Source organism: Leeuwenhoekiella obamensis, from assembly GCF_055391795.1.
This window is the reverse complement of the sequence record NZ_AP029251.1, coordinates 440,257-456,850: the sequence shown is the minus strand read 5'-3', so window position 1 is coordinate 456,850 and position 16,594 is coordinate 440,257. Positions and strand designations below refer to the sequence as shown.

The following is a 16,594-nucleotide window of genomic DNA, read 5'->3' as shown; positions in this document are numbered from 1 at the left end:
GATTTCTTAATCTGAATATGGCCATTTTACGGTATCAAGAAAATAGATAGCCCTAAATTATGAATGTGGAAATGAAGAGATTTTTTTTGGCTGCAGCCAAAAGAACGCAACCCAAAGAAATTTAATCGTAGTTTTCTGGACCCTCATACGGGATTTCTGAATCTGCAGGAACAAACTCAAGCTCCTCCTCTTTTACGCGCACTGCTTTACCTTGAAGAATTTTCTGGAAGAGATCTTTAAGACTATTAAAATCTACCGAATATGTGAGTCCTGCGCCTTGTGTATATCCTATTTGCTCACCTATGAATTGAAAATCTGTTTGGCGATTGAAAATTGTAGCTCTTAATGTTCCGTCTTCGTTAAGCAAGAAACTTATCTCTACATCACCCACCACCGCAGATTCTGTAACGCCGCCCGTGGGAACACCCACTTTACCGTTAATGATAACTTTGTTTGAGATCTGTGTTGAAAGTGTAAAACCAAATCTTCCTGAAGTCTGCAGATCTGGCGACCTATCTGCCTGAACATAATCAAGCCCAACCGTGAATTTACCATCTTCATCAGACAATATCTGATTAAAAATACCCGAAGCTGTCTCGATCAAATTCCCGGTTGCAACGGTTGCAGCATCAATGTTTTGTGTGTAGAAACTATTTTGTGTTATCAGCGAGAATGCTTGATATTCTCTTGTAGCGCGATCATCAAGTCTATACTCTAGCTCTGCGGTTACCGTAGAACTTGCATTGGGAAAATTAAAGTCGAACGTGATATCTGGCTGGATCAAATTACCATCCAGATTAATGATCACATCCACTGGGATCTTTCGGTTGATCGATGGATTCTCAAGAAGTACTGCTGGATTGGCTTGCGCACGATAAGCCGCACTAATATCTAGCAAGGCTTGTTCTGGATCTCCATCCCAAACAATGCTTCCTTCAGGCAAAATATCAAACTGCTTTTGCACCACTCCGCTATAGCGAAAGTTAAAACTTCCCTCGTATGGCGTGAAGTCACCAAACATATTAAACTTACCATTAGTGTTGATCTGTATCAATAGGAAACCAGCTCCTCTTCCACGCAAAGTGGAACCGTTAATAGGATCAACCACAATTTCTACCAGCGCATCTCTTGTAACTTCTAGATCAAAATTAAGCTCTAGACCTTTTACCTCATTGATCTCGATCTCTTCGCCAGCAAGGCGTGCGGCCTTTTCTTCTGGACTCAAGAAGTAAATCACACTATCATCACCAAAGGACTCTGTATCATCTAGCGGAACATTAAAAACTGTACCTTTTTCTGTGGTGGCGATAACATCTATAACTAATTCATCTGCAGGACCTGCGATTTGCGCTTCACCGCTAATAAAGGCTGTACCATAATACAAAGCAAACTCGTCTTTCTCCGTATCAAGCACAAGCATTCTATCTGTGTTGATGTCTAGATCAAGGTTCCAATCTTGAAATGCGTTGTGGCTTATCGTTCCTGAGAATGTTCCTCTGGTGTTGTATTTTGTATCTTCTAATTCTATGGGCACAAACCTAAATTGCCTCTCGTTCAATTCTACTCTTGCGGTGCCTCTAAAGTCATAATCTGTATTGAGATAAGGGACTTTTAAGCCAGCATTGCGCAAAAGCAGTTCTCCTCCAATACTTGGGTTGCGATAATCTCCTGTAACTTTTGCCCTACCACTTGCAAGACCACGAATATCGCTCAGCACAATTCCTCCTAGCGGACTAAAAGCTGCCATGTTCAATCTGCGTAAATTGACATCCATATCAATACTAGGCGCATCTTGAGTAACATTAATAGTTCCAGTTGCGTATAGGGATTCAAAATCTTCATTTACTAATCGCGTATCGATCGTATAATTCGTGAGATCTTCATTTCCTTCAACTTTGAGATCTAGCCTTCCCAAAACAATATCATTAACTTCAAAACTATCTATCGCTAGATTACTCACCGGCAGATAAGCACCATTTTCTTGAAGAAGATCCAGATCACCATTGATCTCGCCGCGTAGATCCAGACTATCTATATATGGTGTAATGTGCGAAAGTCGCACCTTGTTGAAGTTGGCTTTAATATCCTTATACGTAGAATCTCTAATAAGACCTTTTAAACTGATTTCTTCATTGTCATGCGTAAGTCTGAATTCTTCAATATCAAACTCTTCAAAGTTGTTATCAAATACAATTCTGTTACGGTTATTGTTCTCTTCATTAAGATACCACTGGTTCTTTTTAAAGTTTAAGCCTGAGCGGCGAAAACCTACCACAGACTGGTTATCTTCATTGATCGTATGGTAAAAACTAAGGTCGTAGTGATCTTCTTTTTCGGGGCCACCCACAAATTCAGAACGCATAAAGAGCGTATCTTTTAAGGTAACATTGATGAGATTAAAATCTGAAACTCCATAGAAACCACTACCGATGCTATCAGCTTCCACGAAAGTGTTAAAAAGAGGGTTTTTATTATCTACCTGAATGTTGATCTTTTGCGCTAAAACACCAAAAGCCTCTATCTGTGGTGATCTAAAATTCAATTTAAATTCTGAATCATCAGAAACCACCTTACCTCTAATGAATGTTTCTGGTTCTAACTTTACTTGCGGCACAAGAACCTCAACGATCTTGCTGTAAATATTAAAATCAAACTCCATAAACTGATCTGTGGTGATCACCTCTGGTTCATAGTTTGTGTAGAGACTTCCTATGGCGTTTCTAAAAAGCGAACCCAGATCGCCGATCTTAAAATTACCGCGCATCTCGCCGCTTATAATGTCTGGCGAATTGATCTCAATGGTTCTGATGTTATTCTCATCAAATGTAGAAACAACCCTAAAATCTGTAAACTCATACAGCTCATTATCATTCTTAAAACTCGCATTGTCAAACTGAATTCTACCAGCGGCATCATCAATATTCTTACCGGTAATATTCATCACCACGCGACCCTTAAGCACCGCCGTGCTATCGCTTAAGAAATTAAGTTTAGCAAGATCTAAATAATCAATATATGCTGTAAAATCATAATTATTGACCTCACTAGATAAGTCTGCAATACCGTTAAAATCTGCCTTAGCATTAGGATCGCTTATCTGTATTCTACCATCAAAAACCGGACTTTTAAAATTCCCAGAAACAGAAATATCCTTGTAATTGTATTTATTATACATCACGCTAGAGATGTTTCCGCGAATGCGAGTGTTAAGATTATCCTGCTCAAAACCAGAACCATTAAACTCCAGATTAAAACTGGTTTTACTCAGCTTATTTACCTTAAGTAATTTACCCACATTAAACCCAAACGCCTGAATCTTTCCTCTATAGGTCACATCCCGAGAATTGCTGGTATTATCCATTTGCATATCTGCAGCCAGCCTTCCCATTGATGTATTTACATCTGCATTTATATAAACCGAGTTGTTAGTCACAACACCTCTTCCGCGCATATTCGCCACGCCCACGTCTTTAAGTTCTACCGGGAGCGAAGGGCGAAGAATATTTGGCAACAGCCGTATTAGATCATCATAACTGGTTTGCAACTGCGTGTAATCTCCTGCGATCCTGAACGATGCATAATCTTCAAGCAAGTTTTGAAAACGCACCGTACCATCTACTCTACTTGCGGCCAAGCCTTGCATATCAAGATCTGTAACGGTAAAATCATTTAGCGTACCGTTAAGTTGCCCAGAGAATTTAATTCTTTGGCTTCCGCCAAATTCTTCATAAAGCGTCTTCAAGTCGTTTGTCGCGACATCGGCTTCGTCTATCCTGAAGTCAAAGACCACTCTGTTATTGAAATCTGCGAAAGCCTCGTCTGCGATGTTAAGATTCACAGCACCTTTGATCACACTTTCTGGCGCTTTAAGTGTCATATCATCCAGAATAAGCGCTTCTGAGGTGTAAGAAAATTTGGCTTCAAGCCCACGTAAATTATATCCTCTACCAGAATCAAATTGAAGATCATGAATCTGAGTATACACATCTACATCTATCAATTTAAAATCTTCTGCCTCCAGTTTTAGATTACGATAATCTACAACATTTGGATTATCCAGATTTTCATCAGAATATTTAAAATGGGCATTTTCCATTTTAATATAATCTGCATAAAGCTTGAAGATCTCTCCACTAGCATTCTCGCTTTTGAATTTTTGAGAGAAAACATACAGGTTATCGTTTTCTTCGTCTTTGTAGCGCTTGATGTAAAATTTAGAATCTTTGAAACTTACAGGGCCAAGATCTAAAGTGTTATTTGCTAAAATAGAGCGAAGACTTAGTAAACTTGTTTCGGTAGTTTGAGAGAAGATCAACGTATCTTGATGATGATCTTTTATAAAAACATCATACAATGCAACGTTACCATTGTATTTTAACCGCACACGATCAACGTTTATAGAGATGTCGTATTTCGCGTTAAGCGAACCAGTAATACGCTTAGCTACAAAAGTTTGAACCGCGGGAATAGAAAACAAAATAACCAGCAAAACAAAAAATCCTATCAGGAACAATAGGACCCGCTTTAGTATTTTACCGAATTTTTTGATACGCTTTTTAGTTTTAACTTTGCTCTCCGACCGTAAAAGTACATAACTACGGCCTATTTTATGTCAGAAAAAAACACCTACATACTTGCTATAGAATCTTCTTGTGATGACACCTCTGCTGCTGTGCTTCATAACGACACAAAGTTGAGTAATGTTGTGGCAGGTCAGGAAGTTCATCGCAAATATGGCGGCGTTGTTCCTGAGCTTGCTTCACGCGCCCATCAACAAAATATCGTACCGGTAGTTCATGAGGCTTTAAAAGAGGCAGGAATCAATAAAGAACAGCTAAGCGCAGTCGCATTTACAAGTGGCCCCGGACTTATGGGAAGTCTGCTTGTGGGAACAAGTTTTGCAAAATCGCTAGCCATGGGATTAGACATCCCCTTGATAGATGTAAATCACATGCAGGCGCATATTCTTGCACATTTTATTTCTGAAGAAGGTTTTGACAAACCTACTTTTCCATTTTTGGCAATGACAATTTCTGGCGGGCATACGCAAATCGTTAGGGTAGATGATCATTTTAAGATGGAAGTAATTGGCCAGACACTAGATGATGCCATTGGCGAGGCGTATGATAAGAGTGCAAAGATCTTAGGGATGCCTTATCCTGGTGGTCCGCTGGTTGATAAATATGCTCAAGAAGGAAATCCTAAGGCATTTAAATTCCCTAAACCTAAAATTGACGGTCTGGATTTTAGCTTTAGCGGATTCAAAACTTCGGTGCTTTATTTTGTGCAGCGTGAGACACAAAAAGACCCTGACTTTGTTGAGAAAAATCTTAAAGACATTTGTGCGTCCATTCAATATACGATTATCAATATCGTGATGGATAAGCTGAAGAAAGCTGTAAAACAAACTGGGATAAATCAAGTTGCCATTGGCGGCGGAGTTTCCGCTAATAGCGGCATAAGAAAAGCCCTTAAAGATGCTGAATCAAAATGGGGCTGGAAGACGTATATTCCAAAATTTGAATATACCACAGACAACGCGGCGATGATCGGGATCGTAGGTTATTTAAAATATATTCAGGCAGATTTTTCTAAAGAAGGATATACTGATAATAATGTGATCGCAACTGCCCGACTTAAAATCTAAGCATGCAACTTTTTTACCATCCAGAAATCGAAGCAAACGACCAGGAAGTCATTTTCCCAAAGGACGAAAGCAAGCATATTGTTAAAGTACTGCGCAAAAAAGCCGGCGACGTTCTGGATGTAACAAATGGTAAAGGACATTTTTTTCAAGTTGAGATTACCGTACCAAGTCCTAGCAAATGTGCGGGTAAGATCATTTCTGCAGAAGCGCAAAAAAAACATGATTACTTCATTCACATGGCGGTTGCTCCCACAAAACTCAATGATCGCTACGAGTGGTTTCTTGAAAAAGCCACTGAAATTGGCCTAGACCAAGTCACGCCTATAATCTGTGATCACAGCGAGCGCAAGGTCATCAAGAATGATCGTTATGACCGCATCCTTCAAAGCGCCATGAAGCAATCGCTTAAAGCTCACATGCCGCAACTGGATGAAGAAATCTCATTTAAGGAATTTTGTGCTCAGGATTTTAGCAATTATGACCAGAAGTTTATCGCGCATTGTGAAGAAGACCAGCAACGCTTTTCTTTAAAAAATAGGCTTTCGCCAAAAAACAAAACGCTTATTCTAATAGGTCCTGAAGGGGATTTTTCTCCTGAAGAAATCAATCTGGCTAAAGCCAAAGGTTTTGAACCGGTAACTCTAGGCGAATCAAGATTACGCACAGAAACCGCAGCGGTGGTCGCTACTAGTTATGCGGCATTTGTGAATGAAGATTAGTTAATTGGTTAATTAGCCAATTCGATAATTAGCAAATAAATCCCTACTGTCAGTTTGAGTGATTCTCAAGATTGTATTCTCGGAAATTGCTCTTTGTCAGTTCGAGTGATTTTTCAGATTGTAAATCTGGGAAATTGTATCGAGAACTGAATAATTACTCCATGAGTCAATGAGTTGATGCGTCAATTAGCAAATGGAATAAGAAAACTCGTCTATTGTCATTCATAATTTGAAAATTTCAATCTGGTGCGTTTTTGGTGTATATTTACATCAAATGATTTCTTATGGCACGACAAAGTATTTCAATTTCAGAACCTAATGATGCTTGGTTAAAAGAACAACTGGACAGCAAAGAATATTCTAGCAAGAGCGAACTTGTCAATGACCTCATTAGACAAGCAAGAAAACAGCAAGCTGAAGTAGACTGGTTGAGAGCAAAACTCGCAAAAGCAGAAGCTAGCGGTTTTACTACTGATTCTAAAGAAGAAATATTAGCACAGTCAAAAGCATTACTTAATGACTAATTATATTCTGAGCAATGTCGCTAAAAAAGACTTGATCAGGATTCATCAGTACGGCATTCAAAGGTTTGGAATGCAACAAGCCGACAAGTATTTCTATAGCTTCTTTGATTATTTTGAAGCTATTGCTAAAAATCCTTTTTCGTTTGAATCAATAGATCATATTCGCAAAGGATACCGGCGATGCGTATGCGGCGTGGATAGTATTTACTTTAAAATAGGCGAAGAGAAAATTGAAATAATGACGATTGTAGGCAGACAAGATTTAAATGAAATTTTATAGCTTTTTGATTATCGATTGAATCTCTACTGTCAGTTCGAGTGATTTTTCAGATTGAAAATCTGGAAAATTGTATCGAGAACTAATCAATGAGTTAATGTGTCGATTAGCAAATAGAATTACAAAACTCGTCAATCGTCACTCGCAAATCAAAAATTTCTACTTTCTACTTTCGAGATTTCCGTTTTCTTTTAATTCATAATCCTCACGAGCAACTCTTTCAACAAATCTCCTTGCGCTAGATTTGCTGCGCCTACTCCTTTACTTTTTACGTCAGCTTCACGAAGTAGATTGATAATTTGACTCACCTTTTTCATGGGATAATGTTTTGCGGCTGTCACATATTCACCCACAAAAAACGGATTTATTTTTAAAGCTTTGGCCACCGAGCCTTTATCCTTACTAGGCAAACCGTGATAGGTCATCACGTTTTGAAAAAAACTAAACAATAACGCAATCGTAACAACCATAGGATTATCCTTAGGATTCTGCGCAAAGTAATTGATAATACGATGTGCTTTAACAACATCACGTTCACCTACGGCTTTACGCAACTCAAAATTGTTGAAGTCTTTACTGATCCCAATGTTTTCTTCAATGGCAAGCGGAGTTATTGTTGAACCTTTTGGCAGGATAAGCATTAACTTTTCTAGTTCGTTATTGATCTTGGCAAGATCTGTACCCAAAAACTCTACGAGCATATACGCCGCTTTAGGTTCAACTTTATACCCTTTACCGCTCATCACTCGCCGAATCCAATCACCAACTTGATTATCGTACAGCTTTTTACTCTCGAAGACCAAACCATTTTTACGAATATGCTTCAGGACTTTTTTACGGCCATCAACCTTCTTGTATTTGTAGCAAATCACGAGAACCGTTGTAGGCTGCGGGTTTTCGGCGTAAGCCTCTAGTTTATCAATCTGGCGAGAGAGGTCTTGTGCTTCTTTCACGATCACCACCTGGCGCTCTGCCATCATGGGATATCTTTTAGCCTGAGCCACAACATCCTCCATACTTACATCGCGGCCGTACAGCGTCATCTGGTTAAAGCCTTTCTCCTCTTCGCTCAGCAAATTATCATCAATATAATCAGCGATCTTATCAATAAAATACGCCTCCTCGCCCATTAAAAGATAAATGGGTTTGATATTTCCTTTCTTGATGTCGTTAACTATCTGTGCGGCTTCTTCCAAAACTTCTGTACTTTTGAAACGATGCAGAAACTCAATTTTCCTGCCTATTCGTTTAGGCTCAAAAATAGCGAAAATAAAACCCTCATCTTTGACACGATCCGTAAAAAGTTTGTGCGGCTTACGCCGGAAGAATGGGTGCGCGCACATACGGTAAAGTATCTTAATGAAAGTCTGGGATATCCGCTTTCGCTGATCAATGTTGAGAAAGAAATTCTGCTTAACGGAACCAAAAAGCGCTACGACATTGTTGTTTTTAACAGCAACGGAAACATTCACCTTATAGTGGAATGCAAAGCGCCAAAAGTGAAAATAACGCAAGAAACCTTTGATCAGATCGCGCGTTACAATTTAAAGACTAATGCTACTTACCTCATGATCACAAACGGACTAGAGCATTACTTTTGCCAAATGGATTATGAGAACGGCAAATACAATTTCTTACGTGAAATTCCCGCTTATTCCCTGTAAATTGCGCCTGTGAAAACCGCTATCGTCATACTCAACTGGAACGGAAAATCACTGCTAGAAAAATTTCTTCCTAGCGTAGTGAACAATAGTCCAGATGCTAAAATCTATGTTGCAGACAATGCTTCTACAGACGATTCTGTTGCTTATGTAAAAAGTAATTTCCCTGAAGTTGGCGTGATTCAAAACACAGTGAATGGCGGTTATGCAAAAGGCTACAATGACGCTCTTCAAAATCTAACCGAAGATCTCTTTATCCTGCTTAACAGCGACATTGAGACGCCAGCGGGTTGGCTTTCGCCAATTGTACAAGCCTTTATAAAAGACAAAAATTTAGGGGCGGCACAACCCAAAATCTTAGATTATAAAAACAAGGAATATTTTGAATATGCGGGTGCTGCCGGTGGATATTTGGACAAATTGGGTTATCCTTTTTGCCGTGGTCGAATTTTTCAAGAGTTAGAAAAAGATAAAGGTCAGTATGATAAAGATGCTGAGATTTTCTGGGCGAGCGGCGCTTGTCTTGCGGTTACAAGAGACGCTTTCGCGAAAGCGGGAAAACTAGACGAACTCTATTTTGCGCATCAGGAAGAGATCGATCTTTGCTGGCGCATCAAGAACTTGGGCTACTCGATAAAATGCATTGGCGCTTCACAAGTTTATCATGTGGGCGGCGCGACTTTGCAAACGATGAACCCGAAGAAGACATTTTACAACTTCAGGAATTCGCTATTCTCTTTGCTTAAAAATGTTGCTGGTTTTAAGGCTTACGCCAGAATTTTTAAAAGAATGGTTCTTGATGGCGTTGCTGCTTTTCAGTTTTTGCTTCAGGGTAAACCAAGTCATTTTCTTGCGATCTTTAAAGCGCACATGAGTTTTTATACGCACTTTTATAGCATTAGAAAAAAGCGAAAAATTCATGCTAGCGATAAGAAATATTACATTCTTAATTCTATCATTTGGGAGCATTTTGCTCAAGGCAAAAAGAAGTTCTCGCAGCTGAGTAGCTTTGGCGAAAGCCAGAAGAAAAATTAACAGATAGTCTTAAAAAATAGGGCTTTTGGTCTAAAAACTTTACATTCGTTTAATAATTAAAAAATGCCCTTGAAGAGTTTTTTTCTTTTCATTTTGATCACCCTAAGCTGCACTGCTATCAGCGCTCAAGAAATCGCTCTTTTGCAATATGAAGGCGGTGGCGACTGGTATGCAAATCCTACTGCGTTGCCTAATCTTGTGAAGTTCTGTAACGCGAATATTAGCACAGATATCAAGGCAAAGCCTGCAACGGTTTCTAGCACAGATGTGGGAATTATGCAATATCCATTTGTACATATGACGGGGCATGGCAATGTTTTTTTCTCGCCAGATGCAGTGAATAATTTGCGTAATTATCTAGAGAGCGGCGGTTTTTTGTACATCGATGATAATTATGGGATGGATAAGTTTATACGCACTGAGTTAAAAAAGATCTTCCCAAACGAAGATCTGCAACAATTGCCGTCTGATCATCCTGTTTTTTCTAACGCTTTTAATTTCCCAAACGGTCTACCTAAAATTCATGAGCACGATGGCTTGCGCGCCGAGGCTTATGGTATTTTTAAAAACGGCCGCATGGTTGTTATGTACACCACTGAGAGTGATATAGGTGATGGTTGGGAAAGTGCAGAAGTGCACAACGATCCAGAAGAAGTGCGGCAAAAAGCGCTAAAAATGGGCGCGAATATTATTAAATATGCTTTTGAAAATTAAGGTACATGCTTAACCCAAAATCTAAGATTATTGCAAACGGAATTCTACGCGCTGTGGGTATCATGGCTGGTGTGATCCTGTTGCTCTGGTTAATTTATGAACTGCAAGCTGTTATCGCATTTGTGGTTATAGCAGCTGTTATTTCTTTAATAGGCAGACCTATCGTTAACTTCTTAAAAAACAGATTTAAGTTTAGCGATGCCGCAGCCGCCATCTCAACGATCTTGATCGTAATTCTTGTAATTGCAGGGATCTTAAGTCTTTTTATCCCTATTCTCATTGATCAAGGAGAACATCTTAGTCACATAAATTTTGAGGAAGTAAAGCACAATATAAACAGATTGAATGTTGAACTTTCGCGCTCATTGGGCGTGGATCAAGTTACACTTATAGAAGGCTTGCGCCAAAGTGAATTTATCCGAAATTTCGACATTTCCTTCATTCCTACGGCGATCAACAGTCTGCTAGGAAACATGAGCTCAATGGTTATTGGTTTGCTGTCTGTGATCTTTATTTCGTTCTTTTTCTTGAAGGATAGCAGACTACTTCTTGACACGGTTCTTGCGTTTGCAAATAAAGGTGAAGAAGCCCGTTTTAAAGGTGTTTTCAACAAAACAAAACACCTGCTTTCACGCTATTTTATTGGTATTTTCTGCCAGTTGCTAATACTGTTTATTCTTTATAGTATTTTGCTTTTTAGCTTTCAGATACCAAATGCTTTTGCCATTGCATTATTCTGTGCGATGCTTAATGTCGTGCCATATATTGGGCCAACCGTTGGTGGATTTTTAATGATGATCCTGGTGATCTCAGGTTATTTTATGGAAGATTGGGAAGCTGTGATCTTACCAAAATTGATCTACGTTTTCATAGGTTACATGATCGCGCAACTTATTGATAATTTCATCTTGCAGCCACTGATCTTTGGTAACAGCGTAAAATCGCATCCGCTTGAGATCTTTCTTGTTATTATTATTGCTGGGACGCTTTTTGGCATTTTAGGAATGGTGATCGCCGTGCCTTGCTACACTGCGTTAAAGGTGATCTCATCAGAGTTTTTATCAGAATATAAGATCGTGCGCAAGCTCACAAAAAACCTCTAAACCGGTTTGAACAAAGCAATTCTAGATCCCGAAGTTCAGGAGTTTATTACTGCAAATGAAAAAGCAGATCTTACACGCTTGATCCTTTCTGGAAGTCCGTTTGAGCATATTACCGCACAAGAAATCGCCCAACAGATCTTTGGCAAAAAAAAGGCTAAAATCAAACTTCCTGAATGGTATGAAAATGCTGTTTTCTATCCACCAAAGATCAATCTAGAGCAATGCTCATCTTCGGCGACAGCTAGATTAAAAAGTACATTTGTAAAAGGCAAATCACTTATTGATCTCACGGGTGGTTTTGGGGTGGACGATTACTTTTTCTCACAGCAATTTAGCGAGGTCACTTACTGCGAGATCAACCCAGAACTTTATGAGATCACGCAACATAATCTGCAACGTTTAGGCGCAAAAAACATCACTTTTCATCAAGGTGACGGTATGCAATATATCGCTCAAGGCGAAAAGAACTATGATGTAATTTACCTTGACCCCTCCCGCCGCAATGACAGTAAAGGCAAGGTTTTTATACTTGCCTACTGTGAACCCAACCTTCCTGAAAATCTTGATCTTTTACTGAGTAAAGCGAAGAATATTCTGGTAAAAGCGAGTCCTATTCTGGATATATCAAATGCGCTTAACGAACTAGACCATGTTAAAAAAGTGATTATTGTTGCTCTGAATAATGAAGTAAAAGAGTTGCTTTTTTTGATCAATAAAGAAGACGCCGAACTTTCAATTGAAACGTATAATATCACAAATTCTGAAGTTGAAGAACTGCATTTAAATTATACCGAAGCTTCTTTAGCTAATGCAAGATTTGAACTTCCGCAAGCGTATTTATATGAACCCAACGCCGCACTTATGAAAAGCGGAATGTTCAATGCGATAGGAAATGCTTTCATCCTCAACAAACTTCACCAGAATTCGCATCTATACACCAGTGAATCATTAATTGAATTCCCCGGCAGAAGATTTAAAGTCTCTGAAGTTGTTCCCTTTTCGGCGAAAGCCATATCAAAAAAATTAAAACAGCAAAAGGCGAATATCACCACTCGCAACTTCAAACAAAGCGTTTACCAATTAAGGAAAAAATATAAAGTGAAAGATGGCGGTGATCTGTATGTATTTTTCACAACAGACATGAATAATGCGTCTGTAGTTTTATTCTGTGAAAAGGTCTAAGCACCGCTACCTAAAGCGTATGTTTTATTGAAGTAAGCAAAAGCATCTTTTGCACCAGCAACCGCAGATCTTGTTTCTTCTTCACTAAAGTCTATTGTGCTCATCGCTTCTTTAAATTGCTTCCATCTTAGGGTTTTTGGCGAAGGATCTGCAGAGAAAAAATGCTGCTCCTCTATTTCGCTTAAAGCGTCACATTTCTTGATGTTTTTTGCCATCATCATACCGCCCAGCATACTACCTTCCATCACGTAGATCATACCGGCAAGCGCTGGCCAAGATTCATCTACTGGGTCAAATGGATAATTTTCTGGAAGAACCTCGTGCAGATTATTAAGATCGTGCATAAGGGCTGTAGATTTATCATCGCCCACAAACTGTTTTAATGCTTCTGGAAGTTTGTTTTGATTTGCGATCACAAAATTCTCTAGCGTAGAATATGCGATGTAATTATCTACTAGAAGTTTAGAATATTGATAAAGTGATATGCTGTGATCCATGATCCTCGATGCGATATTCTCATTCTCAACGTTCTCATGAATTTCCCTTGTTTCTTCAGCTAGGGTTTTTAGAATCATTTTGCTGTCTTATGCGTTCAATCTCTTTTTTAATTCGCTCTATACCTTCACGATGCGCAAGATTCTCTTTTGAGAAATTCTCTAGAAACAATTCTATATCGCTCACTAAGCGACGGCTTCTTGTAATTTTCTCGCGTATGGGATGCATGATCTTTGTGTGTCGTGCAATCGCCTCAAAATGCGGCTTCAATTTTACATGAAGGTTATTGATATTGTTCTTAAGTATGTAGCCAGATGCACCGTTAAGAATGGTGTCTGCCGCAAGTTCTTCATCCTGGATGGTTCCTGTGACAAAGATAAATGTGGTTTGTGAAGAAATCTCTTTCACAAGCTCAAGAACATCAAGCCCAGTACATGTAGGAAGATTATAATCTGATATTACAATATCGATCTCCTCGCTTTCTAAAATACGCTTGATATCCTCAAGGTCTTTTACAACCGTGATAGAAGTCTGAAAATCTAATTTTGAAATTTGCCTTTTGATCAGCACCTCATCTGTTGGGCTGTCTTCAACAAGCAAAATCTTGATCAGGTCTGCGCTCATTCAATATATTTATTAACGTAGATCCAGTAATTTACTATTTCTGGAAGTACTTTCTTTAATTCTAAAAAGTCTTTAGGCTTTTCTACAAAACTATTTGCTCCAAGCTCAAATGTCGTTTTAATTTCCTTTTCGTCCTTAGACGAACTAAATACCACCACAGGAATAGACTGCATGTGTTTAAGATTCCTAATATACTTTAAAATTTCTAAGCCATTATACACTGGCATTTTAATATCTAAAAGTATCAATCTAGGAGTAGGCGCTGCGGGATTGCGGTCATTAAGATATGCAAGAACGCTATCGCCATTATTAAGGTTCTCAAAAGTACAGCCCGGGCATTCGCTACGGATCACTCTCTCAAAAAGAGCTTTGTCATTAGCGTCATCATCTATACTTAAAATGTGCATCGTTATGCCGTTAGCGTAAAGTAAAATGTGGTTCCTACACCTTCTTCGCTCTCTACCCAGATCTTACCATTGTGTTTTTCTACCACACGATGTGCTATTGCAAGACCTATACCAGAGCCAGGATATTCTGCACCTACTAATCTATTAAAAACTCCGAATATTTTATCAGCATGTTCATTTTTAAATCCTATGCCGTTATCTTTTACAAAATAAACACCATCTGCATATCCTACTTCTATCAACGGATTTTCTTTCTTAGAAGTATACTTTAATGCATTGCCTAATAGATTTGCCATAAGTTGTATTACAAGAGATTTATCTCCTTGAAATAATGGCATTTCTTCTTGCACTTTAATTTCAGTATCTGGATAATCATTTTGCAAATGTAGTAGGCTTAACGCTTCTTTAATGATCACATTCATTTGCAAAGTGATGCGTTGTGGTCTTTTTTGGCTTAAGCCAGAAAAGGCTAAAATATCATCTATAAGTTCATTCATTTTTTTTGTTGAACTTATGATGGTCTCAATAGCGCTTTTACCATATTCATCTAACGAAGTAAAATAATCTTCTTTGATTATCTGAGCAAAACCGTCAATACCTCGTAACGGCGCGCGCAGATCATGAGAAATACTGTAACTGAAAGTTTCTAACTCGTCATACGCTTCTTTGAGCTTATTGTTGAGTTCTCTAACTTCTTCATACTTCTCAATTATAATATCTGAAAGGCTTTTTTTCAACGCCGCAGCGGCTGCGATCTCGTGATCTTCCCAAGGCAAAGATTTACCTGATTGCTCAACAGACCATTTTTCAAAAGACTTTCGGGGAGACAAACGCTCACCTTGTACATCTACTGGTTTATCGGGATTTCCCGCCCAGGTTACTGTTTGTAGAACTTCTGGTTTAAACCAAAGAATAGCATCTCCTCTTTTTCGATCAACCCCCATAAGAACAGACATAACACCAGAGGCTTGTTCTTTATATTCTTTAGCTTCTGGTAGTGTTTTTGAGATCTCTGAAGTATAAAAAACATCATCACTTATATCATTTTCAATATGATTGATAAGTGTTTTGATCTGTTTTTTAGTTGGCGTTGTGCCTACCAGACTTATTTTATTTTCAAGAATTAATGCTGCACCATGAGCATCACAAATTCCCAGAATATTTAGATTATCTTCTATAAGACCACCATGAAGATCCCAGTTATTGCTTACCTGCTCAATAAGTTTACTTCTTACATCGCTACTCTTATTGATCTTTTGTAGCGTAGTGTTAGATTGTCTCAAAACTAATTGCGCCGAAAAAACCTGTGTTAGGAATTTTACATAAAGGCGTTTGTAATAGTTAAGAAATTTTGAAGAATAGTGATGACAGGCGATCAATCCCCAAAGCGTTCCATTTGCGACAATGGCTGCGGTGAAAGTTCCGCCAACGCCCATGTTTTTTAAATATTCAATATGAATGGGTGAAACCGCTCGCAACTCGCTATTAGAAAGATCTACCGGACCATTAGTTACCGGAGAAAGCTCTGGCGAAATAGGTACTGGCGTGCTATTTACATCTACAATAATGCGCTCTCCTTGTTTTAAAAAAAGCTTGCGTGCCTGCTGCGGAATATCTGTAGAAGGATAATGTAAGCCTAACCAACTTTCAAGATGTTCTTCGCGCTCTTCCGCGACCACAGTACCATTCCAATCTGCATCAAATTGATACACCATCACACGATCATAACCCATAAATTGCTTTATGAGTTTTGCCGTTATCTGGCACATTTCGTCTTCGTTCTCAGCAGCAGAAAGTCCGGTTACAACAGTAGATAATTCTTGTTGTTGCACCAGCGCACTTGTAGTCTCATCTAGCGGTTCAAATTCTAGCAAACAAAGTCCTTGACTATTTTTATGATAGATCAATAGCCATTTAGAATTCTCAATATTTAATTCTACCGGCGTTGGATTACTTTCAGCAAAGCAATTCTCAAGTTTCGCGGCAAGTTCTGGATGCACAAGATCTGTGATCTTTTTGCCTATAATACTTTCGTCGCTGCTAAAGAGCTTACCAATATTGTCGCTATGTTGGGTTATCGCTTTCGCGGAATCGCAAACCAAAAGAACACCATGATCCTGAACTTTACCCAGAATATGTATAGGTTCTTTATCGCAATTTGTGAGGTCTACCTTCTTGGGGTATAACTCTGATGGGCTAGACATTA

15 protein-coding genes are annotated in these 16,594 nt (G+C 38.8%); 9 read left to right on the top strand and 6 right to left on the bottom strand.

What is annotated here, in order from left to right:
• Positions 1 to 121: 121 nt before the first annotated feature.
• Positions 122 to 4,477 carry a translocation/assembly module TamB domain-containing protein gene (locus ACZ5L8_RS02090; RefSeq protein ID WP_464439404.1) on the bottom strand — a complete coding sequence of 1,452 codons (4,356 nt, stop codon included), beginning with the start codon at positions 4,475 to 4,477 and terminating at the stop codon, positions 122 to 124.
• Positions 4,478 to 4,609: 132 nt separating this feature from the next.
• On the opposite strand from ACZ5L8_RS02090, the gene tsaD reads away from it, so the two are divergent.
• From tsaD to ACZ5L8_RS02070, 4 genes are all read left to right on the top strand, one after another.
• Complete coding sequence (gene tsaD, locus ACZ5L8_RS02085; protein ID WP_464439402.1) at positions 4,610 to 5,647, top strand: tRNA (adenosine(37)-N6)-threonylcarbamoyltransferase complex transferase subunit TsaD; 1,038 nt, start codon at positions 4,610 to 4,612, stop codon at positions 5,645 to 5,647.
• 2 nt (positions 5,648 to 5,649) lie between these two features.
• Positions 5,650 to 6,366, top strand: a complete 717-nt coding sequence (locus ACZ5L8_RS02080) for a 16S rRNA (uracil(1498)-N(3))-methyltransferase (RefSeq protein ID WP_464439400.1) — start codon at positions 5,650 to 5,652, stop codon at positions 6,364 to 6,366.
• Positions 6,367 to 6,650: 284 nt separating this feature from the next.
• Positions 6,651 to 6,890, top strand: coding sequence for a ribbon-helix-helix domain-containing protein (locus ACZ5L8_RS02075; protein WP_464439398.1), 240 nt, complete (start codon positions 6,651 to 6,653; stop codon positions 6,888 to 6,890).
• A complete protein-coding gene (locus ACZ5L8_RS02070) occupies positions 6,883 to 7,170 on the top strand; it encodes a type II toxin-antitoxin system RelE/ParE family toxin (RefSeq protein WP_464439396.1) in 288 nt (95 codons plus the stop codon). The genes ACZ5L8_RS02075 and ACZ5L8_RS02070 overlap by 8 nt, the downstream gene beginning before the upstream one ends.
• A gap of 188 nt (positions 7,171 to 7,358) precedes the next feature.
• Here ACZ5L8_RS02070 and holA read toward each other — a convergent pair whose 3' ends face one another.
• Positions 7,359 to 8,363: a DNA polymerase III subunit delta gene (holA, locus tag ACZ5L8_RS02065; protein ID WP_464439394.1), complete on the bottom strand. Its 1,005-nt coding sequence runs from the start codon at positions 8,361 to 8,363 to the stop codon at positions 7,359 to 7,361.
• A gap of 21 nt (positions 8,364 to 8,384) precedes the next feature.
• Here holA and ACZ5L8_RS02060 point away from each other — a divergent pair, with 21 nt between their 5' ends.
• The 5 genes from ACZ5L8_RS02060 to ACZ5L8_RS02040 all read left to right on the top strand — a co-directional run bounded on the left by ACZ5L8_RS02060 (position 8,385) and on the right by ACZ5L8_RS02040 (position 12,862).
• Positions 8,385 to 8,831 (top strand): type I restriction enzyme HsdR N-terminal domain-containing protein, encoded by a 447-nt coding sequence (locus tag ACZ5L8_RS02060; RefSeq protein ID WP_464439392.1) that lies wholly within the window; start codon positions 8,385 to 8,387, stop codon positions 8,829 to 8,831.
• Between the two features lie 9 nt (positions 8,832 to 8,840).
• A complete protein-coding gene (locus ACZ5L8_RS02055; RefSeq protein ID WP_464439390.1) occupies positions 8,841 to 9,863 on the top strand; it encodes a glycosyltransferase family 2 protein in 1,023 nt (340 codons plus the stop codon).
• Between the two features lie 69 nt (positions 9,864 to 9,932).
• On the top strand, positions 9,933 to 10,577 hold the full coding sequence (locus ACZ5L8_RS02050; protein WP_464439388.1) for a DUF4159 domain-containing protein: 645 nt from the start codon (positions 9,933 to 9,935) through the stop codon (positions 10,575 to 10,577).
• A gap of 5 nt (positions 10,578 to 10,582) precedes the next feature.
• The gene (locus ACZ5L8_RS02045; RefSeq protein ID WP_464439386.1) at positions 10,583 to 11,680 is read left to right on the top strand and encodes an AI-2E family transporter; all 1,098 of its coding nucleotides are present in this window, start codon (positions 10,583 to 10,585) and stop codon (positions 11,678 to 11,680) included.
• 6 nt (positions 11,681 to 11,686) lie between these two features.
• Positions 11,687 to 12,862 carry a class I SAM-dependent methyltransferase gene (locus ACZ5L8_RS02040; RefSeq protein ID WP_464439384.1) on the top strand — a complete coding sequence of 392 codons (1,176 nt, stop codon included), beginning with the start codon at positions 11,687 to 11,689 and terminating at the stop codon, positions 12,860 to 12,862.
• On the opposite strand, the gene ACZ5L8_RS02035 is transcribed toward ACZ5L8_RS02040, so the two are convergent.
• The 4 genes from ACZ5L8_RS02035 to ACZ5L8_RS02020 are packed head-to-tail and all read right to left on the bottom strand — an operon-like array spanning position 12,859 to position 16,592.
• Positions 12,859 to 13,437 (bottom strand): biliverdin-producing heme oxygenase, encoded by a 579-nt coding sequence (locus ACZ5L8_RS02035; RefSeq protein ID WP_464439382.1) that lies wholly within the window; start codon positions 13,435 to 13,437, stop codon positions 12,859 to 12,861. The two genes, ACZ5L8_RS02040 and ACZ5L8_RS02035, sit on opposite strands and share 4 nt — an antisense overlap.
• Positions 13,415 to 13,981, bottom strand: a complete 567-nt coding sequence (locus tag ACZ5L8_RS02030; protein ID WP_464439380.1) for a response regulator — start codon at positions 13,979 to 13,981, stop codon at positions 13,415 to 13,417. The genes ACZ5L8_RS02035 and ACZ5L8_RS02030 overlap by 23 nt, the downstream gene beginning before the upstream one ends.
• On the bottom strand, positions 13,978 to 14,388 hold the full coding sequence (locus ACZ5L8_RS02025; RefSeq protein ID WP_464439378.1) for a response regulator: 411 nt from the start codon (positions 14,386 to 14,388) through the stop codon (positions 13,978 to 13,980). Before ACZ5L8_RS02025 ends, ACZ5L8_RS02030 begins: the two co-directional genes overlap by 4 nt.
• 2 nt (positions 14,389 to 14,390) lie before the next feature.
• Complete coding sequence (locus ACZ5L8_RS02020; protein WP_464439376.1) at positions 14,391 to 16,592, bottom strand: ATP-binding protein; 2,202 nt, start codon at positions 16,590 to 16,592, stop codon at positions 14,391 to 14,393.
• Positions 16,593 to 16,594 lie beyond the last annotated feature (2 nt).